A 21,464-nucleotide genomic window follows, 5' to 3' on the forward strand; every position below is an offset into this window, starting at 1 on the left:
GGCGGTATTGGCCGGGTGATGACAATCATCGCGGTCGTGGTGGTTGCGGTGGTGACCGCTTCGCTGAGCTACGCCTTGTGCCCCAATGGCAGCAGCAGGCCGCTGTTCGGCACCATCGTCCTGGACGAAGCCTTTTCCAAGAGCTCGCAAGCGGTGGCGGGCCGCATCATTTCTGCGTTGCGGGAATTCGGCCTGCATCCGCTGTTCGTCACGCCCAACAAGGAAATGCGCCTGCTGCGCGCGCATACCCGTTCCGCGATCCTGATCCATCGCCGGGGACAGCAGGCCACCATGACTTCGCTGAGCTGGGAAGAACTGGACGAAGTGGCCCGCGTGCGGCAAGGAAGGCGCGATGAAGTCACCGGCTGAGCTGGCCGCGAAGCTGGGCCGGCAATGGCAGTCGGCTTCGTTGCGGACCTCACGCCTGCTCGAGCGGGGCCATTGGCCGCTGCGGCTGATGATCGGGCGGCCCACGGCGGGCATCTTCGCCCGCGAGACCGAGGCGGTCCGGCGTCATGCCCAGTCCTGGCGGCAGGTGCGGGTCGGCAAGGTGGCCTGGGAAAGCACGGTCTACCGTGCCGGCGAAGCGCCGGTCGAGCTGCCTGTGGCATGGGAGATCGGCACGCCATCGGAGTGGACGAGGCTACCGGCGACGCCGCGATCCAGGCCGAATACCGGGCGCTGGGGCAGCTGGTGGAAGGCGTGGATCCGCTGTTCCACTCGTTGATCCTGCGTCATCGCAGCCTCGCGCTGGATCGTCCCGCCGGGGAAGTTTTCAAGGCGGGCGAGGTCGCGCTTGCCCTGTCGCCTGGCTGCGCCGGCGGGCGCCCGTTGCGGGCCGTGACGGTCTGCAACATCGACAGCAAGTTCCTGGAGCGCAATCGTGCACTGCTGACGCAGATGCTGGATGCCCGCTTCGGCGGGCTGGCGGGTGGCGCCGGGCTGGAGGCCTTCCTGGGCGCGGCGGAGGACAGCGATCACTGGCTGCTGGTGGCGCCGCTGGTGCCGGGGCTGCTGCCGTTCGCGCAGCAGCGCGTGCCGGTCGGAGAGCTGGCTGGCATGCCGGGAGAAGCCAGCCGCATCCTGATCGTGGAGAACGAACGTTGCCTGCACCAGTTGCCGGCGCTGGCCGGCACAGTGGCCATTCTGGGCGCGGGATTGCACCTCGGCTGGATGCGTCAGGAATGGCTGATCGGAAGGCACGTTGCGTACTGGGGCGATCTCGATACCTGGGGCCTGGCGATGCTGGCCGGAGCCCGGCGGGCATTGCCCGGTGTCAGGCCCGTGCTCATGGATCGCGCGTGCTTCGATCGCTACGCCCCGGCGCTCGCGGTCAATGAACCCGTGCGTGCGGGTGCCGAGCCGCCGGAAGGCCTGGACGCGACGGAGGCGGCCTTCTACCAGTATCTCTGCGGACTGGAACGTGGCCGGCTCGAGCAGGAGTTTCTGCCGGCGGACACGGTCGCTGCCGCGCTTGGCGCATGGCATGGGCAAACGCAGCAATAGGGTGCCGATGCGTTTCTCGCTCGCTGCGGCTGCCTCCATTGCTCCTGCAAAGCCGCTTTCCGTCCTACCGGCAGCGCCGCCTGATCGAGTTCCTGCAGGCGCGCTTCGCCGCCTTCGACGCGGAATATCCGATTACCGGCTAGTGGATCCGTCGCCCGGTCCGCCTCGCCGCGCGCGTGGCGTGGCTGTGTTGTCGGAAGCACATTGCGCCCTGCGCAGGGGGACGGGCGGTCACGCGGGGCCGCAATATGACCGAATTATTGCGTTGTACGGACATAAAGCTTTCACGAAAGGTGGAGAGAATGCGTCAGCCGCAACAGCTTCAGGCTCGTGGCAGATCGCCTCATCCATCCATAAGACTGAGAACAACCCAGTGAAGAAAGCTCTCCTCGTAATGACCGCCGCGGCCGCAGCCGCAGCGTCGGGCGCCACGTTCGCCCAGACCACTTCGGGCGTGACGCTCTACGGCATCGTCGACGCCGGCGTCGAAGTCATCAACCACACGCCGGCCACCGGCTCGGCCGGCGGCACCGTGACCCGCCTGAATTCCGGCAACCTGTCCGGCTCGCGCTGGGGTGTGCGCGGCGTCGAAGACCTCGGCGGCGGCCTGAAGGGCATCTTCGTGCTGGAAAGCGGCTTCGACATTGACACCGGCCTGTCCGGCCAGGGCAACCGCCTGTTCGGCCGTCAGTCGTATGTCGGGCTGCAGGGCGACTTTGGCGCCGTGACCTTCGGCCGCCAGCAGAACGCGCTGTACGACCTGTTCGGCGCCTATGACCCGATGGGCGTGGGCCCGCGCTACTCGCTCAACAACGTCGACGCGCAGTTCAACGGCCGCGCCGACAACGCCATCAAGTACACCGGCAAGTTCGGCGGCCTGACCGCCACCGGCTTCTACAGCTTCGGCCGCGACGCCACCGTGTCCAACGGCAGCGAAGTGCCGGGCGAGAACAAGGTCGGCCGCAACTACGGCGCGGGCCTGTCGTATGCCGTGGGCGGCCTGTCGATCGGCGGCGCCTACGACCAGTACCAGGGCGCATCGGTCGCGCTGCAGGACCGCAGCGCCAAGCGCGCGGCCCTCGGCGCCGCGTTCGCCTTCGGCGACGCCAAGGTGTTCGCCGGCTACCGCTGGCTGCGTGACGACGGCACCGCCAGCACCACCGCCGCGGTTCAGCGCAGCAACGTGTACTGGACCGGCGCGAGCTACAAGTTCACGCCTGCCTTCCAGCTGACCGGCGCGGCCTACTACACCGACACCAAGAACAGCGGCGGGGATCCGTGGATGTTCGTGCTGTCGGGCGACTACTCGCTGTCCAAGCGCACCGATGCCTACCTGAACATCGGCTACGTGAAGAACAAGGACGGCTCGTCGCTGGGCCTGAACGGCGCGGGCACGGCCCTGGTGGGCGCGAACCAGACCGGCGCCACCATCGGCGTGCGCCACCGCTTCTGACCTGATGCCTGACACCTGACGCGGGGCGGATTCGTCCGCGCCGCGCAGTGACAGCGGGCGTGCCGGGGACGACCCGGCACGCCAAGTCTCATATCGACCTTGCCTGGCGCAGGGATCGTTGGGCCGGTCGGACGACCGGCCTTTTTTCCGTCCGTCATTCCCGTTCCTGCCTGCCTCGTGCCTGCCGCGGTCATTGCTGCCGCGCGGCATCCATCGGCTCGTCCACGAGGCAGCGGGCGAGGGCCGTGCCGCTGCCGTATTCGGTGTCGTGCAGCGTGAGCGCCCCGGACAGGCAGATGAACACGGTCATGCCGGCCAGGGCGGCGAGCAGGCAGAGCGTGAGAAGCGGCAGTCTTCGCATGGCCAATCCTCCGGACGGTTGCGGCATCGGCGCCGGCGTTTCCCGGATGCATCGCATTTCCCGTGCCGGCCGCGCGCGGGGCACAAAGCCGCCTTTGCCGTGCCTCAGGGAGCGCCTGGCGCGGCCGCGCTGTTGGGCAGCGCCAGACAGCCGCGTGCGCCATGTGCGCGCGCCGCAGACAGGGGCGTGCCGGCCGGCGCGGCTGGCCTCGACGCACGCGGCGGCGCCGGCCGGGTAGTTGCGCCGATTGTCCGAGCCGCGGCTTTCCATTAGGCTGGCCCACTGCTTTCCGATCCCGCCGGCGCCGCAGCGCCGGTCACTGGAGATGCCCGATGCCCGCCGTGCCAAGCCCGCCGCAGACCGCGTCCCGCCGCAATGGCCTGACCTTCGAGCAATGGCGCGAGGCGATCGACACCAGCTTCCTGCCGCTCGCGTATTCGCGCCAGGCCAGCGGCCGCTTTCATTGCAGCTTCAGCTATGCGCGCTTCGGCGCGTGCGCGGTGGCGGACCTGGAGGTCGACGCGCACCGCGTGGCGCGCGAGCCGCGCCACGCGGCGGCGTCGGACGCGGGCTTCTTCAAGATCTTCTGGCAACTGAGCGGGCACAGCCGCGTGGCGCAGCGCAACAACGCGGCCGAGCTGGCCGCGGGCATGTGGTCCATCTACGATACCGCGCAGCCCTACAGCATCGACATGGGCGAGCGCAGCCGCGTGCTGGTGCTGCTGGTGCCGCAGGCGCACGCGTTCGGCTGGCGCCAGGCGGCGGCGAACCTGGGCGGGCAGGCGCTGCCGGGCGAGGGCGCGGCGCGCATCGCGGTGTCGGCGCTGGGCGCGCTGCTGCACGACACCTGCGCGGGCCACCTGCTGGACCATCACGGGCAGGCCGTGCTGCAGGACTCGGTGGTGTCGCTGATGGAGACCGCGCTGCAGGGCGTGCGCGCGGCGCAGCCGGCGGCCTGCGACATGGACGGCGTGGCCGGCGTGGCGGGCTCTGCGGTGGCGCGCCGCCTGGGCGAGGCGCGCATGCGCCGGCTGGCCGAGTTCGTCGATGCCCAGCTGCATGATCCCGAGCTGTGCGCGCAGCGGCTGGCCACCGTGCTCAACGTGTCCCGCCGCACGCTGTACAACCTGTTCCGCGAGGCCGGCCTCACGCCCCACGCCTATATCCTGTCGCGGCGGCTGCGCCAGGCCGCGCGGCGTCTGTCGGGCGAGCCCGGGCGCACCATCACCGAGATCGCCTTCGCGCTCGGCTTTGCCGATGCCGCGCATTTCAGCCGCGTGTTCCACGAGCGTTTCGGCATGAGCCCGTCGCAATGGCGGCAGCGGCATGCGGGCGCGCATATTGTGCTGCCGCACTGATCCGTCTCTCCGGCCGCGGTCCGCTTTCGCCGCGCTTGCACGCATCGGCAAGCTTTGTGCACGGCCAGACAAGCCATGCGCGCGGGGCCGATGCTAACTTCGTTCTCCATGACAAGGCGCAAGCCGACAATGACCGGAGACGAAGATGAATGCACCCAAGGAAGCCCGCGGCGGCCTGGACCAGGCCATCCGCAATGCCATGCTGGTCGACGGCGAGTGGCGCCAGGCCGCGTCTGGCGAGACCTTCGCCGTGTTCGATCCGGCCACCGGCGAGGCCATCGCGCGCGTGCCCTCGGGCGGCGCGGCCGACGTCGATGCGGCCGTGGCCGCCGCCGGGCGCGCGTTTGCCGGCGGCGCCTGGCCCGCTATGACGCCGGCCCAGCGCGAGCGCCTGCTGCTCAGGCTGGCCGACCTCGTGGAGCAGCACGCCGACGAGCTGGCCCGGCTGGAGACGCTCAACAACGGCAAGCTGCTGGCCTTCGCGCAGGGGCTGGAGGTGGCCGGCAGCGTGCAGTGGCTGCGTTACATGGCCGGCTGGGCCACCAAGATCGAAGGCAGCACGTTCGACATCTCGGTGCCGTTTCCGCCGGGCACGCGCTACCGCGCGTCCACGCGGCGCACGCCGGTGGGCGTGGTGGGCGCCATCGTGCCGTGGAATTTCCCGCTGCTGATGGCGGTGTGGAAGATCGCGCCGGCGCTGGCCTGCGGCTGCACGGTGGTGCTCAAGCCGGCCGAGGAAACGCCGCTGACCGCGCTGCGGCTGGCCGAGCTGGCGCTGGAGGCAGGCTTTCCGGCGGGCGTGTTCAACGTGGTGACGGGCGACGGCACGACCGGCGCGGCGCTGGTGGCGCACCCCGGCGTGAACAAGATCACCTTCACCGGCTCCACCGAAGTGGGCCGGCTGATCGGCGCGCGCTGCGGGCAGGACATCCGCCGCGTGTCGCTGGAGCTGGGCGGCAAGAGCCCGGTCATCGTGCTGGAGGACTGCGACCCGGCGCGCGCCATCGAGGGCGCGGCCGGCGCCATCTTCCTCAACCAGGGCCAGGTGTGCACGGCCGGCTCGCGCCTGTACGTGGCGCGCCGCCACTACGAGCAGGTGGTCGAGGGGCTGGGCAAGGTGGCCGACGCCACGGTGCTCGGCGCCGGGCTCGACCCGGCCAGCCAGATGGGGCCGCTGGTGTCGGCGCGCCAGCGCGACAAGGTGATGGGCCTGATCGGCACCGGCCGCAGCGAGGGCGCGCAGATCGTCGCGGGCGGCACCGCGCCGGAGCGTCCCGGTTATTTCGTGCGGCCCACGGTGGTGGCCAACGCGGCGTGCAAGGACCTCACGCTGGTGCGCGAGGAAGTGTTCGGGCCGGTGGTGGTGGCCATGCCGTTCGACGACCCGCAGGCCGTGCTGGCCGAAGCCAACCGCTCGGAATACGGCCTCGGCGCCAGCATCTGGAGCAACGACCTGCGCGCGGTGCAGCGGCTGGTGGACGGGCTCGACGCCGGCACGGTCTGGGTCAACACGCACAACATCGTCGACCCCAACATGCCGTTCGGCGGCTACAAGGCGTCCGGCGTGGGGCGCGAGCACGGCTATTCGGCCATCGAGTCGTACACCGAGATCAAGTCGGTCTGCATGGCCTACTGAGCGGCGCCGGACCCCCTCGGGGTAATTCCGGGTATTTAAAAGGTCCGCGTTGCACACATGCTTGGGCCTGCCGCATGCGCCGGCGTGGTGGAGGAGGTCCGCCACGCCGGCCCCGCAGGCGCGGCACCCTCTTGCAGCCCCCCGCAGCCCCGCAGAAGAAGCAAAAAACAAAAGAGAGAGGAGACACGATGCGCCACGAATCCACGCGGGTTCCGTTCCGTGCTTTGCCGCGCCGGTTGTGCGCCGCCGCCGCGCTGCTGGCAGCCGCGGCCATGACGGCATCCCTGCCGGCCGCCGCGCAGGGCCGGCCCGCCCCGCGCGCGGCCACGCCCGACCACATCCGCGCCGTCACGCGCAGCGTCGACGGCGCCTTCATCGAGGCCAACGCGGCCAGGACGCCGGACTGGCCCAGCTACGGGCTGGACTATGCCGAGACCCGCTTCAGCCGGCTCGCGCAGATCAACGCCGACAACGTCAAGGACCTCGGGCTGGTCTGGTCCTACAACCTCGAGTCCACGCGCGGAGTCGAGTCCACGCCGCTGGTGGTGGACGGCATCATGTACGTCACCGCCTCGTGGAGCGTGGTGCACGCGGTGGACACGCGTACCGGCAAGCGCCTGTGGACCTTCGACCCCAAGGTCGACCGCGCGCTCGGCTACCGCGGCTGCTGCGACGTGGTCAACCGCGGCGTGGCGCTGTACCAGGGCAAGGTGTTCGTGGCCGCCTACGACGGCCGGCTGATTGCGCTGGACGCCGCCAGCGGCCGCAAGCTGTGGGAGAAGGACACCATCATCGACCGCAAGCATTCGTACACCATCACCGGCGCGCCGCGCGTGTTCAAGGGCAAGGTCATCATCGGCAACGGCGGCGCGGAGTTCGGCGTGCGCGGCTACATCACCGCCTACGACGCCGGCACCGGCGAGCAGAAATGGCGCTGGTTCACCGTGCCCGGCGACCCCGCCAAACCGTTCGAGGACGAGTCGATGGCCGCGGCGGCCAGGACCTGGGACCCGGCCGGCAAGTGGTGGGAGGCGGGCGGCGGCGGCACCGCGTGGGACACGCTGGCGTTCGACCCCGAGCTCAACCTCATGTACGTGGGCACCGGCAACGGCTCGCCGTGGGCGCGCAGCAAGCGCAGCCCGGCCGGCGGCGACAATCTCTACCTGGCCTCCATCGTCGCGCTCGACCCCGACACCGGCAGATACGTCTGGCACTACCAGGAAACGCCGGGCGACAACTGGGACTACACCTCCACCCAGCAGATGATCCTGGCCGACCTGAACATCGGCGGACAGGCGCGCAAGGTCATCCTGCACGCGCCCAAGAACGGCTTCTTCTTCGTGATCGACCGCACCAACGGCAAGTTCATCTCGGCGCAGAACTTCGTCGACGTGAACTGGGCCAGCGGCTACGACCAGAACGGCAGGCCGGTGGAGATCCCGGCGGCGCGCGAGGGCGACAAGCCCTACGACGCCATCCCCGGCCCCTACGGCGCGCACAACTGGCACCCGATGTCGTTCAACCCGCAGACCGGCCTGGTCTACCTGCCGGCCCAGCACGTGCCGCTGAACCTGATGGACGACAAGAACTGGACCTTCAACGGCGGCCAGCCGGGCCAGCCGCACGGCAACGTGGGCTGGAACACCGCCAAGTTCCTCAACGCCGAGCCGCCCGCGAGCAAGCCCTTCGGCCGCCTGATCGCGTGGGACCCGGTGCAGCAGAAGGCGGTGTGGACCCAGGAGCAGGTCTCGCCGTGGAACGGCGGCACGCTGACCACGGCCGGCAACCTGGTGTTCCAGGGCACCGCGGACGGGCGCTTCATCGCCTACCACGCGGCCAGCGGCGCCAAGCTGTGGGAGTCGCCCACCGGCACCGGCGTGATCGCCGCGCCGGTCAGCTACATGGTGGACGGCAGGCAGTACGTGTCCGTCGCGGTGGGCTGGGGCGGCGTGTACGGTCAGGCCCAGCGCGCCACCGACCGGCAGGGGCCGGGCACGGTCTACACCTTCGCCGTGGGCGGCAAGGCGCCGCTGCCGGCGTTCGCGCAGTACCGCGCCGGCCGGCTGCTGTCGGGCGTGAAGTACGACCCGGCCAACGTCGCCGCCGGCACCGCGCTCTATGTCAGCAACTGCGTGCTGTGCCACGGCGTGCCGGGCGTGGACCGCGGCGGCAACATTCCCAACCTGGGCTACCTGGACACCACCTACATCGAGCATCTCGACAAGATCGTCTTCAAGGGGCCCGCGATGGCGCGCGGCATGCCGGACTTCACCGGCAAGCTGAGCAGGGAGGACGTGGAGAAGATCAAGGCGTTCATCCAGGGCACCGCCGACGCGATCCGGCCCAAGTGAGCGCCGGGCGGCCCTGGCAAACCGCGCGTGATCGGGCACAATCGGGCGGCGGTGGCGCAGGATCCGATCAACGAACCCGGGACAGGCACATGGCGGGCAACAGGGCGCGCGCGCGGGGTGGCAGGCCGGCTGGCGCGCAGGCCGGCGGACCGGCCGGCGGACCGGCTGGCCGGCATGCGCCGCCGCGTCCCGCGCGGCGCCTGTGCTGCCTGGCCGCCGCCTTGCTCGCGGCGGGCGCCGGCGGCGCCTTTGCCGACGACACGCTGCCCGACGTGGTGGTCGGCGCCAGCCGCGCCGAACAGAAGCGCTTCGATGCGCCCGCCGCCATCGACAGCGTGCCGGTCGACCCGATGGCCGCGCCCAGCGCGCTGGTCAACCTTTCCGAACTGCTGGCCGGCGTGCCGGGCGTGACCGCGCGCGAGCGCCAGAACTATTCGCAGGACCTGCAGCTGGCCGTGCGCGGCTTCGGCAGCCGCTCCACCTTCGGCGTGCGCGGCGTGCGGCTGTTCGTCGACGGCATTCCCGCCACCATGCCGGACGGCCAGGGCCAGGCCTCGACCTTCGACCTCAACAACGCCAGCCGCATCGAGGTGCTGCGCGGCCCCTTCGCGCAGATGTACGGCAATGCGTCGGGCGGCGTGGTGCAGGTCTTCACGCCGGACCCGCCCAGGGCGCCGATGGCGCGCGCGTCCACCGGCTTCGGCTCGGACGGGCAGTGGACCGCCGGCGTCACGCTGGGCGGCGGCAACGACAAGATCGGCGCCACGCTCGACGCCTGGTCCTTCGAGACCGACGGCTACCGCGACCACGGCGCGGCGCGGCGGCGCCAGCTCAACGCCAAGGTGGTGGCCGAGCCGGCGGCGGGCACCCGCCTTACCGCGCTGCTCAACATCTTCGACCAGCCGCTGGCGCAGGACCCGCTCGGCCTCACGCGCGCGCAGGCCGAGGCCCGCCCGCGCCAGTCGGTGCCGCTGTCGGCGCAGTTCGACACCGGCAAGACCGTCAGGCAGACCCAGGGCGGGCTGGCGTGGGAGCAGCGCCTGGGCGAGCGCGACCGCATCGAGGCCCGCGCTTACGGCGGCACGCGCGCATTGACCCAGTACCTGGGCTTCAGCGGCGCCGCGCCGAATTCCGCCGGCGGCATCGTCGACATCGACCGCAGCTATGGCGGCGCGGCGCTGTCGTGGCACCACGACACGCGCTTCGCCGGCCTGCCGCTGCTGTGGAGCGCCGGCATCGAGGCCGACGGCATGCGCGACGCGCGCACCGGCTACGTCAACCAGAACGGCACGCAGGGCGCGCCGCGCCGCGACGAGACCGACACCGCCAGCAGCTACGGCGCCTACGCCCAGTTCGACTGGACCTGGCACCCGGCGTGGCGGCTGGTGGGCGGCGTGCGCGCGAGCCGGGTCCGGCTCGGCATCGCCGACCATTTCGTCACCGCGGCCAGTCCCGACGACAGCGGCAACAACACCTTCGGCAACGTCAGCCCGGTGCTCGGCGTGGTGTGGCAGGCGTTCGAGTCCGTCAACGTCTACGCCAACCTCGGGCGCGGCTTCGAGACCCCGACGCTGACCGAGGTGGCCTACGGCCCTGCCGGCACCGGCACCAACCTCGGGCTGAGTCCGTCCACCAGCCGCCAGGGCGAACTGGGCGTCAAGTGGCAGGGCGCCAGCCAGCGCGTCGAGGCGGCCCTGTTCGACGCCGACAGCCGCAACGAGATCGTGCCGCTGTCCAACGACAACGGCCGCAGCGTCTACCAGAACGTCGACGGCGTGCGCCGGCGCGGCTTCGAGCTGGCCTGGCACGGCGCGTTCGGCGCGGGGCAGCGCTACGGTGCCGGGCTGGCCTACACCTGGCTGGACGCCCATTTCGGCGAAGCCTTCGTCAACGCCCAGGGCCAGACCGTGGCCACCGGCAGCCGCGTGCCCGGCACCGCGCGCCACAGCCTGAACTTCGAGGCGACCTGCCGCCCCGTGGCCGGCCTCGTGCTGGGCGCGGAAATGCGCGTGGAAGGGCGCGTCTTCGCCGACGACCTCAACACCCAGGCCGCGCCCGGTTACGCCAGCTTCAACCTGCGCGCCGGCTACGCCTTCCGCGTGGGGCGCACGCGCTGGTATGCGTTCGGGCGCATCGACAACCTCGCCGACCGGCGCTACATCGGCTCGGTGATCGTCAACGAAAGCAACGGCCGCTACTTCGAGCCGGCGCCCGGGCGGCGCTTTTTCCTGGGGCTGCGCGCGCAGATCTGACGGCGCCGGGGCGGCCTGCGCGGCGCAATGCCGCCGCAATGCCGCCGGCCTGCACTAAACTGTCGCATGGCCACGGCCGCGTGGCGCCGCTCCGCACGTCCACATGCAAGACCACATGCAAGACGATATTCAGCCCTCGACATCCGCCACGCCCCCGGCCCCGACCGCACCTTCCGCGCCTTCCGCGCCTTCCGCGCCTTCCGCCGTCGACGACCACACCCGCAGGATCATGCTGTGGGTCGTGGCCGTCGGCTTCTTCATGCAGACGCTGGACTCCACCATCGTCAACACCGCCTTGCCCTCGATGGCCAGGAGCCTCGGTGAAAGCCCGCTGCGCATGCAGTCGGTGATCATCGCCTATTCGCTGACAATGGCGGTCATCATCCCGGCCTCGGGCTGGCTGGCCGACCGCTTCGGCACCCGCACCATCTTCCAGACCGCCATCGGCCTGTTCGTGGCCGGCTCGCTGGCGTGCGCGTACTCCAACACGCTGACCATGCTGGTGGTCTCGCGCGTGCTGCAGGGCGTGGGCGGCGCGATGCTGCTGCCGGTGGGGCGGCTGGCCGTGCTGCGCACCTTCCCGCGCGACCAGTACCTGCAGGCGCTGAGCTTCGTCGCCATCCCGGGCATGGTCGGGCCGCTGATCGGGCCGACGCTGGGCGGCTGGCTCACCGAGGCGTTCTCCTGGCACTGGATCTTCCTCATCAACGTGCCGGTGGGCCTGCTGGGCGGGCTGGCCACGCTGCGCTACATGCCCAACAGCCGCCTGCACGGCGTGGCGCGCTTCGACACCAGCGGCTACGTGCTGCTGGCCATCGCCATGCTGACGCTGTCGTTCTCGCTCGACGGCCTGGCCGAGCTCGGCTTCGAGCACGCCGTGGTGCTGATGCTGCTGATCGCCAGCATGGCCTCGCTCACCGCCTACGTGCTGCACGCCACGCGGCACCGCCGCCCGCTGTTCGCGCTGCGGCTGTTCCGCATCCACACCTTCAGCGTGGGGCTGCTGGGCAACCTGTTCGCGCGCATCGGCAACGGCGCCATGCCGTTCCTGGTGCCGCTGACCCTGCAGATCAGCCTCGGCTACTCGCCGCTGCAGGCCGGCATGATGATCCTGCCCGTCACCGCCGCGGGCATGGCCTCCAAGCGCCTGGCCACGAAGCTGATCGAACGCTACGGCTACCGCAGGGTGCTCGTCACCAACACCTTCGTGGTGGGGCTGACGATGGCGTCGTTCGCGGTGATCTCGCCGCGCGAGCCGTTCGCGCTGATCCTGCTGCAACTGGCGGTGTTCGGCGCGGTCAACTCGATCCAGTTCACCGCCATGAACACCGTCACGCTCAAGGACCTCGGCACCGCCGGGGCCAGCGGCGGCAACAGCCTGCTGTCGATGGTGCAGATGCTGTCGATGAGCCTGGCGGTGACGTCGGCCGGCGCCTTGCTGGCGACGTTCCAGGGCGTCTTCGCCCGCCACGGCACGACTTCGGCGCTGCCGGCGTTCCATGCCACCTTCATCTGCGTGGGGCTGATCACCTCGGCCTCGGCGTGGATCTTCCTGCAGTTGTCGCCGGACGTGGCGCGGCCGGCGGGCAAGAAGATGGCGGACGCGGGCGAGATGTGAGGGGGCGCGCCACCCAACCCCAAGCCGAGACCGATTCCCGTCCCCCCGGAGACCCGATGCCTCATCTCGACCACGCCGGCGCTTCGCTGTTCTACACCCTGGACGGCCCCGATTCCGCGCCGGTCCTGATCTTCTCCAACGCGCTCGGCACCGACCACACCATGTGGGCGCCGCAGGCCGAAGCGCTGCGCGGGCAGTTCCGCATCCTGCGCTACGACACGCGCGGCCACGGCCGCTCGACCCTGCCGCCGGGACCGTTCACGGTGGCCGGGCTGGGCGGCGACGTGCTGGCGCTGATGGACGCGCTCGGCATCCGCGAGGCCGCGTTCTGCGGCCTGTCGATGGGCGGGCTGACCGGCATGTGGCTCGGCGTCAATGCGCCGCGGCGCTTCACCCGCCTGGTGCTGGCCAACACCGCGGCCAGGATCAGCACGGCCGCGTCCTGGAACACCCGCATCGACGGCGTGCTGCGCGGCGGCATGGCGTCGCTGGTGGCGGCCTCGGTGCAGCGCTGGTTCACGCCGGCGTTCGCGTCGGCGGCGGGCGCCGGGCTCGACGGCCTGCGCGCCGTGCTGGCGGGGCTCGATGCGCGCGGTTATGCCGCGAACTGCGCCGCCCTGCGCGATGCCGACCTGCGCGAGGCGGTCGGGGCCATTCCCGTTCCCGTGCTGGTGATCGCGGGCAGCGCCGACCTGTCGACCCCGCCCGCGGCGGGCCGCGCGCTGGCGGACGCCATTGCCGGCGCGCGATACGTGGAGCTGGAAGCCGCGCACCTGTCCAGCTTCGAGCAGCCCGCGCGCTTCACCGATGCGCTGCGCGATTTCCTCGGCGCCGAGGCGAGCGCGGGCGGCGACGCCGGGCGCCGCCAGGAATCTGTCTCGGTTTCAGGATGAAGCGCGGCGGTCCTGGCCCGGGCGGAGCAGGGCATTCGGATCGCGCGGCGGCCCGCCTGCGCTACGACGCCGGGATCTCCCCGAAACCACTTCCAGGCCAACCTCGCCGCCGCGCGCGCGTTCAGGCCAGGCAGGCTTCCAGGTCGAACGCGTCGATCTGCTCCGGCCGCATGTAGCGCCGGGCGTAGGCGAGATAGACGCCGGAGCGCAGGAACAGGTCGAACAGGTCCGGGTCGATATGGTGGTTGTTCTTCATGGCCACCATGATCTCCATCGCCTCGGAGAGCATCTTGCCTTTCTTGTAGGGCCGGTCGTCGGCGGTCAGCGCCTCGAACACGTCGGCGATGGCCATCATGCGCGCGGCCGGGCTCATCTGCTCGCGCGTCAGTCCCTTCGGGTAGCCGGTGCCGTCCATCTTCTCGTGATGGCCGCCGGCGATCTCCGGCACGTTGCGCAGGTGGCGCGGGAAGGGCAGCGCGCTGAGCATCTTGATGGTCTGCACGATGTGCTCGTTGATCTTGTAGCGCTCCTCCTCGGTCAGCGTGCCGCGGCCGATCGACAGGTTGTGGAGCTCGCCGCGGTCGTACAGGTGCTCGGGCGGCTTGACCGTGAACCCCCACGGATTGCCGGCCGGCAGGCGCTCGCGCTCGGGGCGCGCGAACAGGTGCTCGGGCTTGTCGGCCAGCAGCGGCTCCGCCGCCGGCAGCGGCGGGGCGGGCTGCGCCTCCTTGCGCCTGCGCTCGTCGCGGGAGATGCCGAGCCGGTCGTCCAGCGTGCGCAGCCACGTGCGCGAGCCGATCGCGCGCAGCCGCTCGATCTTCTCCTGCGCCATGAATTCGCCGCCGTGGTTGCAGGCCGCCACGAAGGCGAACTCCTCGTCCAGCACCGCCTGCGCCGGCGCCGCCGCCGCGCGCACGGCGGCGAGATCGGCGCCGCCTGCGCGCAGCGCCTGCTCGCATCGTTCGACGTAGGCGTCGCGCTTGAGCAGCTCGAAGCGCATGCGGATCTCGTGGATGCGGTCGTAGAGCGTCTCCAGCTTGGTCGCCTTGTCGACCACGAACTCCGGCGTCGTCACCTTGCCGCAGTCGTGCAGCCACGCGGCGATATGCAGTTCCTCCCACTGCGCCTCGCTGAGCTGGTAGCTGGCGTAGGGGCCGCGGTCGGCGTCGCAGGCGGCGCGCGCCAGCATCTTGGTCAGTTCCGGCACGCGCTGGCAGTGGCCGCCGGTGTAGGCGCTCTTGGCGTCGATGGCGCCCGCCAGCATCTGGATGAAGCTCTCCATCAGCTCCTTGCGCCCGCGCGACAGCAGCTGGTTGTCGATGGCCACCGCCGCCGTGCCCGACAGCGCCTCGACGAAGGCCGCGCGCGACGACGGCAGATTGTCTTCCATGCCGGTCTCCGGCAGGAACACCAGCGACAGCGTGCCCACCACTTCGTCCTGCCGGTTCTTCAGGGGCAGCGCGAGCACGCGGAAGTGCGGCGACCGCAGGCGCGCGAACAGGTGTCCGTAGGTGGTGGCCAGGGCCGGATCGTCCTGGCTGGCTTCGATGCTGACGGTGCGGCCGTCGCGCGCCGCCTGCATGGCGGCCGAGGGGTTGGTGGGGTCGTTCAGCGACCACCCCTTCACGCCGGAGAGGTCGCCGCGCGCGCCGCCCACGCGGATGGCCGCCGGCTCGAGCGTCCGGCCGTCGGTGGCCAGCAGGTGGATGGCGCCCTCGCTGGCGCCGCTGACGGAGATCGTCTCGGTCAGGATGCGGTCTAGCAGCGTCTCGAAATGATGCTCGCTGGACAAGGCGTCGGAGATTTCCAGGAAGCGCCGCAGCGTCTCCTTCATGCCGAGCATCGCGGTGGCGAGGCGGTCGATCTCGCGGATGTGGCTGCGCGGCTGTCCGGTGAAGCTGAAGTCGAAGCGCCGGATCGCGGCCGCTTGCCGCCCCAGTTCCTCCAGCGGCCGGGCGATCAGGCTGGCCGCCCAGTGCAGCAGCGGCAGCATCAGCAGCACGATGCCGCCGGTGATCAGCAGAGACAGCCTGCGGCTGCGGATCGCGTTGGCCTGGAGTTCGTCGCGCGGCGCGGCGATGGCCAGCATCAGCGGCGCGCCGGCGGGATTGGGCAGCGGCTCCAGGCGCGTCACCCACTCGCGCTCGTCCACCGACAGCATGGCGACGCCGGGCTGCGGGCCGCGCCCATGCTGCTGCCACAGCGCGCTCAGGACCGGCACGCCGAGCGCCGCCACGCCGGGCGCCTGCCCGGACGCGCCGCCCGGCTGCCCGGCGCGCGAGTAGGCCAGCACCGTGCCCTGCGCATTCACGATCATCAACTCCGCCGACGGCGTGATGTGCTGCCGCGCCAGCATTTCCGACAGGTCCCGCAGGCTGACGTCGACGCCCGCCACCGCGCGCCCCTGCGCGCTGGCCAGCGTGAGGCCCAGCTCCTGCGTGGTGGCGAAGCGGTAGGGGCCGGTCTGCACCACGGCGCCGGCGGCGGCCGTGGCGGCGGTGAACCAGGGCCGCGCGCGCGGATCGTAGCGGTAGTCCGGCTCGTCGCGCTCGGCCAGCAGCCGCAGCTCGGCGTCGTAGAAGGCGAAGCGGCCGCGCGCCGCGCCGCCGGAGCGGTCCACCGACTGCAGCAGGAAGGCGGCGCCGGCCGGCGTGTCCGGCACGGCCTGCGGACCGGCCGCGCGCAGGTTGCGCAGCAGCACGAAAGACCCGTCGCCGGTGCCGCCGTAGACCGCCGACAGCGACGGGTTGTGCCGCAGCGCGGTCGCCAGCACCGGCAGTTGCGCCAGCCGCGTGGCCTGGTCCGGCGCGCTCAGCAGCGGCGTCTGCGCCAGCAGCACGGCGGTCAGCCGCGCGGGCCGCAGCTCGGCCTCGGCCGAGGCGACCGCCTCCCGGCCGACCCGCTCGAAGGTGGTTCGCGCCTGCACCAGCATGAGCTGCCTGCTCGCATGCCGCTCGTACAGCGTGAGCGCGCCGTAGAGCAGCAGCACCATGCCGGCCATGAGGACCAGCAGCGTGATGTAGATCGAATACGGCGACAAGATTCCGGACTGGCGCTCTGGAGTGGCGGCATGCATGGTAGTGGTCCGAGGAGGTACGGTTGACCTGGTCCGTACCGCAAACAGCATCACGGCGCGGGCGCGCTGGCGCGCGATCGTGACGGTGATATGAAGCGGCGGATGCGTCGTCCCCTTGCCGCCTGCCCATGCACAAAGGCCGGGAAAATGCCGCCGGCCGGTGTGTCGGGCTGATTCTGTCATAAGCGTTTTTCAAATGATATGGCGTGCCGCGCATTCGCTCCTTTGCCACATGCGGCGCGCGATATTCGTGCACGGCAGGAAATGGCGCAATTCAATCCGATTGCGAAAATTCCGCGGCGTTTCCTTATGCCAATGCGGATGTCGATGGCGCGCAGCGGCCGTGGCAGCCACGCCGGACGCCAATTCGCGGGCAGCGGGTTTCGCCATGATTTGTCGCGGCCGCGCCTGGCCGGCCATAACCCGCTTATGGCCGGTGGCGGCGCGCGAGCGAATCCGCGCCAGGCGGCGAACATGGCGCGGCGGCCGAATGCCGCGGGTGGATCTGGAAATGCCTGGAGGCGTTTCGGGCCGGTATTGTTTTTTTCGTGCCGCTCGCGATAGCCTGCGGATTTTCCATGCGGCGCATTCCCGCGCGCATCAGCCGAATATCGCGGCACGGGCGGGGCTGGCGTTCTGCGCCGCCGTCCCCGCCCTCATGCCCTGAGCCGCCCGCATGGCGGCTTTCCCTGGCTTCAGCAGTTGCAGTCCGGCGCGGGCGCGATCACGCCCGCGGCCGCCGGGGCCGCGGCGTGGTCCTTGCCGATGGCGCGGAAGCTGCCGAGCAGCGCCAGGCCGATCACCGCCAGGGCCGCGCCCAGGCCGAAGTCGGTCGGGATGCCGGCGTGGTCCACGATGCCGCCGCCAACCGAGGAGCCCACCGCGATGGCCACCTGGATGATGCCGACGAACAGCGCCGAGCCGGCCTCGGGCAGGTCGGCGGTGGAGCGCTGGATCCATACGCTGAGGCACAGCGGGATCGCGCCGAAGGCGATGCCCCACGCCAGCACGGTCGCCACCACCGCCGGCGCCGCATGCCGCAGCGCGGGCATCGCCAGCAGCGAGACCATCAGTATCACGATCATCGCCGCGAGCGACGCGCTGAGGTTGCGCCCCACCGTGGCCGAGACCGCGAAGTTGGAGACGAAGCCGATGATGCCGAAGCCGAGCAGCACCAGGGTGATGCTCTGCGCGCTGAAGTCGGCGTATTGCTGGAGGAACGGCGCGATGAAGGTGTAGGACGAGAAGTGGGCGCCGAACACGAAGGCGACCATGATCAGGCTGCGGCGCGAATGCGTGCGGCGCAGCAGCGCGAGCAGGTCGGCCATGCGCAGCGCGGCTTTCGACGGCAGCGCCGGCACCAGCATGGCCTGGGCCACCAGCGCGACCGCCACCAGCACGCCGGTGGCCATGAACGAGGCGCGCCACGAGGCGAGACCGGCGATGAAGGTGCCCAGCGGCACGCCGATCACGGTGGCGCACGTCACGCCCGCGAGGATCATCGCGGTGGCCTTCGGCGCTTCATGGGGGTGCACCAGCCGGCCCGCCGCGGCCAGCGCGAGCGTCCAGAAGCCGCCCAGGCTCGCGCCCAGCAGCGCGCGGCCGACCAGCATGACCGTAAAGCTCGGCGCGAATGCCGAGATCAGGTTCGACGCCAGCAGCAGCACCGACAGAACCAGCAGGATCAGGCGCCGGTCGATGCGTCCGGCGCCCAGCATCATGCCCGGCGCGGAGATGGCGGCCAGGATGCCGGGCGTCGTCACCATGAGTCCCGCGGTGCCCGGCGTCACGCCGAATTCTGCGGCGACCTGCGGCAGCAGCCCGACCGGCAGGAATTCCGTGGTCACGAACGCGAACGCGCCCACCGTTACCGATCCGACCGCCAGCCACGCCCGCAGGGGCGAATCGGCGTGGGGATTGTTCGTTGCGTCACCCGCGGGGTGACTGCCTTCCATCATCATGAGTCTGCTCGTTTGCTTGTCTGTTGCGGATCTGCGGGGCGCGACCCGGAAAGACGGGCAACATACCACCGCCGCGCGCTTTGCGCTGGCGGCCCGCAAATACCGTGCTAATCCCCGGTCCGCGGCAGGGTCTTCATCGTACTTACACATGGCGGGCGGCGCCGCCGCCGGCGCGCGGGCCGGCATTTTCTGCCGCGAAGCGAGGTTTCGCGCCGGGCTCAAGCCGTTTCCGCCACCCTGATCTCCGTCAGCAGCTTCTTCAGTTCCGGCACGCAGGAGCCGCAGTTGCCGCCGGCCTTGACGCAGGCCGTGATCTCGGCGGGCGTGGCGAGGTTGTGCTTGCGCACCGCGTCGCAGATCGTATTGCGGCCCACGCCGAAGCACGAGCACACCGTGGGGCCGGCATCCACGCCTTTTTCCAGCGGCTGGCCGAGCAGCAGGCCGATGCGGTCGGCGTCTTCCAGGCGCTCCCTGGCGAACAGCGTGGACAGCCACGCGCGCGAGGGCAGCTCGGGCCGGGTGGCGACGTAGATGCAGCTCTGCAGGCGGTCGTCGACCACGTGGCCGGCGTGGTAGATGCCGGCGCTGCGGTCTTCGTATTCGATCCAGTCGGCGTCGGGGTCGGTGATGCCGAGCAGGGCGCGCGCCCACGCGGCGCGGTCGTCGACGTTCTCGCGGCCGGCGAATTCGTAGCGCTGGAACTGGCGGCCCTGCACGCGCGTCCAGTAGGTCAGGGCGTTGCCGGACAGCTCGCCGCGGCTGAGCGCGAAGCCGTGCCACGAGACCGGAAACGCCTCCACGCGCGCCGGCGTGTGCTTGAACTCGGGCTCGCCGGAGAGCGGGTCCACCACCGGGTTGACCAGGGCGCCGACGCGCGCGTCGGAGCTGAACTGGTCGTTCCAGTGGATCGGCACGAACACGCTGCCGCGCGCGATGCCGCCGCTGTGCTGCACGCGCGCCACCAGCGCGCCCCAGCGGGTGCTCACGCGCGCCAGCTTGCCTTCGCCCACGCCGCACAGCAGCGCGTCCTGCGGGTGCATGTCGACGAACGGCTCGGCGATGTGGTCGGCCAGCCTGGGCGATTTGCCGGTGCGCGTCATGGTGTGCCACTGGTCGCGCACGCGGCCGGTGTTGAGCACGAGCGGGTATGCGTCGTCGGTGGCGTTGGCCGGCGCGCGCGGCGCGGTGGCGACGAAGCGGGCGCGGCCGTCCGCGTGGGCGAAGCGGCCGTCGGCGAACAGGCGCTCGGTGCCGCGGCTGCCGCGCAGCGCGGGCGCGCTGGCCGCCACCGGCCATTGCACCGGCGGCAGCGCGTCGAACTGCGCGCGGCTCATGCCGGCCAGCCCGGCGATGTTGAAGACGCGCGGCGCGTGCGTGGCGTCCGCGCCGCCGTTGCGGTAGGCGCTCAGCCGCGCGTGCTCGTCGAAGATCTCGTGCACGCCGGCGTAGGCGAAGCCGTCGAAGCCCATGCGCGTGGCCACCTCGCACAGGATGCGCCAGTCCGCGCGCGCTTCGCCGGGCGCGGGCAGGAACGCGCGCTGGCGCGAGATGCGGCGCTCGGAGCTGGTCACGGTGCCGTCCTTCTCGCCCCAGCCGAGCGCGGGCAGCAGCACGTGCGCGGCGTCGTTGGTGTCGGTGCGCAGCATGATGTCGGAGCTGACCACCAGTTCGCAGCGGGCCAGCGCGCGGCGGGCCTGGTCGGCGTCGGGCAGGCTCACCACCGGGTTGGTGGCGATCACCCACACCGCCTTGACGCGGCCCTGCTCGATGGCTTCGAACAGTTCCACCGCCTTGAGGCCGGGCTTGTCCGCGATGGCGGGCGAGCCCCAGAACGACTGCACGATCTCGCGGTGCAGCGGCTCGGCCAGCTCCATGTGGGCGGCCAGCATGTTGGCCAGGCCGCCGACTTCGCGCCCGCCCATCGCGTTGGGCTGGCCGGTCAGCGAGAACGGCCCCGCGCCGGGCTGGCCGATGCGGCCGGTGGCGAGGTGGCAGTTGATGATGCTGTTGACCTTGTCGGTGCCGGCCGAGGACTGGTTGACGCCCTGCGAGAACGCCGTGACCACCCTGGGCGTGGCGGCGAACAGCGCGTAGAACGCGCGCAGGTCGGCCACGTCGAGCTTGCAGGCGCGGGCCACCGTGTCGAGGTCGGCGCAGTCCGGGCCGGCGGCGGCCAGCGCGTCATCGAAGCCGCTGGTGTGGGCGGCGATGAAATCCGCGTCGGCGGCGCCGTGCTGCGCGAGATAGTGCAGCAGGCCGTTGAACAGCCACACGTCGGTGCCGGGCTTGACCGGCAGGTGCAGGTCGGCCAGCTCGCAGGTGGCGGTGCGGCGCGGGTCGATCACCACCAGCTTCATGCCGGGGCGCGCTTCCCTCGCCCGCGACAGGCGCTGGAACAGGATCGGATGGCACCACGCGGTGTTGGAGCCGACCAGCACGACGAGGTCGGCCAGCTCCAGGTCCTCGTAGTTGCCCGGCACCAGGTCCTCGCCGAAGGCGCGCTTGTGCCCGGCCACCGCCGACGACATGCACAGGCGCGAGTTGGTGTCGATGTTGGCGCTGCCGATGAAGCCCTTCATCAGCTTGTTGGCGATGTAGTAGTCCTCGGTCAGCAACTGGCCGGAGACGTACAGCGCCACGGCGTCGGGGCCGTGCTCGGCGATGATGTCCCGGAAGCCCCGCGCCACGCGGTCGAGCGCGTGGTCCCACGAGACCTGCGTGAGCGCGCCGCCGGCGCCGCGCACCTGCGGATGCAGCAGGCGGCCTTCCAGCCCGGTGGTCTCGGCCAGCGCCGAGCCCTTGACGCACAGGCGGCCCTGGTTGGAGCCGTGGCTGGCGTCGCCGGCCACCTCGACGCTGCCGTCGGCATGGCGCGTGGCGCGCACGCCGCAGCCCACGCCGCAGTAGGGGCAGGTGGTGTCGGTGACGGTGGCCGCGGTGCCGGTGGCGGCGATGACGGGAATATCGGACAGGTTCACGGTGGCGCTCGTTGCTGACGG

Annotated in this window: 13 protein-coding genes and 1 pseudogene; 10 read left to right on the forward strand and 4 right to left on the reverse strand. The window is 71.1% G+C overall.

Going from position 1 to position 21,464, the window contains the following annotated elements:
- The 4 genes and pseudogenes from K206_RS0103575 to K206_RS0103590 all read left to right on the forward strand — a co-directional run.
- A partial coding sequence (locus K206_RS0103575; protein WP_304413121.1) for an SbcC/MukB-like Walker B domain-containing protein occupies nucleotides 1-369 on the forward strand: 369 nt, incomplete at its 5' end.
- Nucleotides 353-849 (forward strand): annotated as a pseudogene (locus K206_RS44220) (DUF3322 domain-containing protein); the annotation flags it as partial. The gene K206_RS0103575 and the pseudogene K206_RS44220, both read left to right, overlap by 17 nt.
- 51 nt (nucleotides 850-900) lie before the next feature.
- Entirely contained in the window at nucleotides 901-1,506 is a 606-nt protein-coding gene (locus tag K206_RS44225) for a Wadjet anti-phage system protein JetD domain-containing protein (protein WP_231401546.1), read from the forward strand.
- 373 nt (nucleotides 1,507-1,879) lie between these two features.
- Complete coding sequence (locus K206_RS0103590) at nucleotides 1,880-2,959, forward strand: porin (protein WP_029043193.1); 1,080 nt, start codon at nucleotides 1,880-1,882, stop codon at nucleotides 2,957-2,959.
- Nucleotides 2,960-3,149: 190 nt separating this feature from the next.
- Here K206_RS0103590 and K206_RS43565 read toward each other — a convergent pair whose 3' ends face one another.
- Nucleotides 3,150-3,320, reverse strand: a complete 171-nt coding sequence (locus K206_RS43565) for a hypothetical protein (protein WP_020201042.1) — start codon at nucleotides 3,318-3,320, stop codon at nucleotides 3,150-3,152.
- A 332-nt stretch (nucleotides 3,321-3,652) separates the two neighbouring features.
- Between K206_RS43565 and K206_RS0103600 the strand changes: the two genes are divergently transcribed.
- The 6 genes from K206_RS0103600 (at nucleotide 3,653) to pcaD (ending at nucleotide 13,428) form a co-directional block, all read left to right on the forward strand.
- On the forward strand, nucleotides 3,653-4,678 hold the full coding sequence (locus K206_RS0103600) for a helix-turn-helix domain-containing protein (protein ID WP_020201043.1): 1,026 nt from the start codon (nucleotides 3,653-3,655) through the stop codon (nucleotides 4,676-4,678).
- Nucleotides 4,679-4,823: 145 nt separating this feature from the next.
- Nucleotides 4,824-6,314, forward strand: coding sequence for a phenylacetaldehyde dehydrogenase StyD (gene styD / locus K206_RS0103605; protein ID WP_020201044.1), 1,491 nt, complete (start codon nucleotides 4,824-4,826; stop codon nucleotides 6,312-6,314).
- A 188-nt stretch (nucleotides 6,315-6,502) separates the two neighbouring features.
- A complete protein-coding gene (locus K206_RS0103610) occupies nucleotides 6,503-8,665 on the forward strand; it encodes a PQQ-dependent dehydrogenase, methanol/ethanol family (RefSeq protein WP_020423654.1) in 2,163 nt (720 codons plus the stop codon).
- A gap of 89 nt (nucleotides 8,666-8,754) precedes the next feature.
- Entirely contained in the window at nucleotides 8,755-10,917 is a 2,163-nt protein-coding gene (locus K206_RS0103615) for a TonB-dependent receptor (protein ID WP_020201046.1), read from the forward strand.
- Nucleotides 10,918-11,146: 229 nt separating this feature from the next.
- Entirely contained in the window at nucleotides 11,147-12,535 is a 1,389-nt protein-coding gene (mdtD, locus tag K206_RS37425; protein ID WP_020201048.1) for a multidrug transporter subunit MdtD, read from the forward strand.
- A 56-nt stretch (nucleotides 12,536-12,591) separates the two neighbouring features.
- Nucleotides 12,592-13,428 carry a 3-oxoadipate enol-lactonase gene (gene pcaD, locus K206_RS0103625; protein ID WP_020201049.1) on the forward strand — a complete coding sequence of 279 codons (837 nt, stop codon included), beginning with the start codon at nucleotides 12,592-12,594 and terminating at the stop codon, nucleotides 13,426-13,428.
- A 121-nt stretch (nucleotides 13,429-13,549) separates the two neighbouring features.
- Here pcaD and K206_RS0103630 read toward each other — a convergent pair whose 3' ends face one another.
- The 3 genes from K206_RS0103630 to K206_RS0103640 form a co-directional block, all read right to left on the reverse strand.
- Nucleotides 13,550-16,468 (reverse strand): HD domain-containing phosphohydrolase, encoded by a 2,919-nt coding sequence (locus tag K206_RS0103630; RefSeq protein WP_020201050.1) that lies wholly within the window; start codon nucleotides 16,466-16,468, stop codon nucleotides 13,550-13,552.
- A 731-nt stretch (nucleotides 16,469-17,199) separates the two neighbouring features.
- The gene (locus K206_RS0103635) at nucleotides 17,200-18,465 is read right to left on the reverse strand and encodes an MFS transporter (RefSeq protein ID WP_052165778.1); all 1,266 of its coding nucleotides are present in this window, start codon (nucleotides 18,463-18,465) and stop codon (nucleotides 17,200-17,202) included.
- Between the two features lie 218 nt (nucleotides 18,466-18,683).
- The gene (locus K206_RS0103640) at nucleotides 18,684-21,443 is read right to left on the reverse strand and encodes a nitrate reductase (RefSeq protein WP_020201052.1); all 2,760 of its coding nucleotides are present in this window, start codon (nucleotides 21,441-21,443) and stop codon (nucleotides 18,684-18,686) included.
- Nucleotides 21,444-21,464: the final 21 nt, after the last annotated feature.

Source organism: Cupriavidus sp. WS (genome assembly GCF_000395345.1).
GTDB classification, from domain to species: Bacteria; Pseudomonadota; Gammaproteobacteria; order Burkholderiales; family Burkholderiaceae; genus Cupriavidus; species Cupriavidus basilensis_B.

Coding starts and splice junctions, on each gene's coding strand:
- K206_RS44225 (WP_231401546.1), top strand. CDS start 901: ATGCTGGATGCCCGCTTCGGCGGGCTGGCGGGTGGCGCCGGGCTGGAG.
- K206_RS43565 (WP_020201042.1), bottom strand. CDS start 3,320: ATGCGAAGACTGCCGCTTCTCACGCTCTGCCTGCTCGCCGCCCTGGCC.
- K206_RS0103600 (WP_020201043.1), top strand. CDS start 3,653: ATGCCCGCCGTGCCAAGCCCGCCGCAGACCGCGTCCCGCCGCAATGGC.
- styD (WP_020201044.1), top strand. CDS start 4,824: ATGAATGCACCCAAGGAAGCCCGCGGCGGCCTGGACCAGGCCATCCGC.
- K206_RS0103610 (WP_020423654.1), top strand. CDS start 6,503: ATGCGCCACGAATCCACGCGGGTTCCGTTCCGTGCTTTGCCGCGCCGG.
- K206_RS0103615 (WP_020201046.1), top strand. CDS start 8,755: ATGGCGGGCAACAGGGCGCGCGCGCGGGGTGGCAGGCCGGCTGGCGCG.
- mdtD (WP_020201048.1), top strand. CDS start 11,147: ATGCTGTGGGTCGTGGCCGTCGGCTTCTTCATGCAGACGCTGGACTCC.
- pcaD (WP_020201049.1), top strand. CDS start 12,592: ATGCCTCATCTCGACCACGCCGGCGCTTCGCTGTTCTACACCCTGGAC.
- K206_RS0103635 (WP_052165778.1), bottom strand. CDS start 18,465: ATGATGATGGAAGGCAGTCACCCCGCGGGTGACGCAACGAACAATCCC.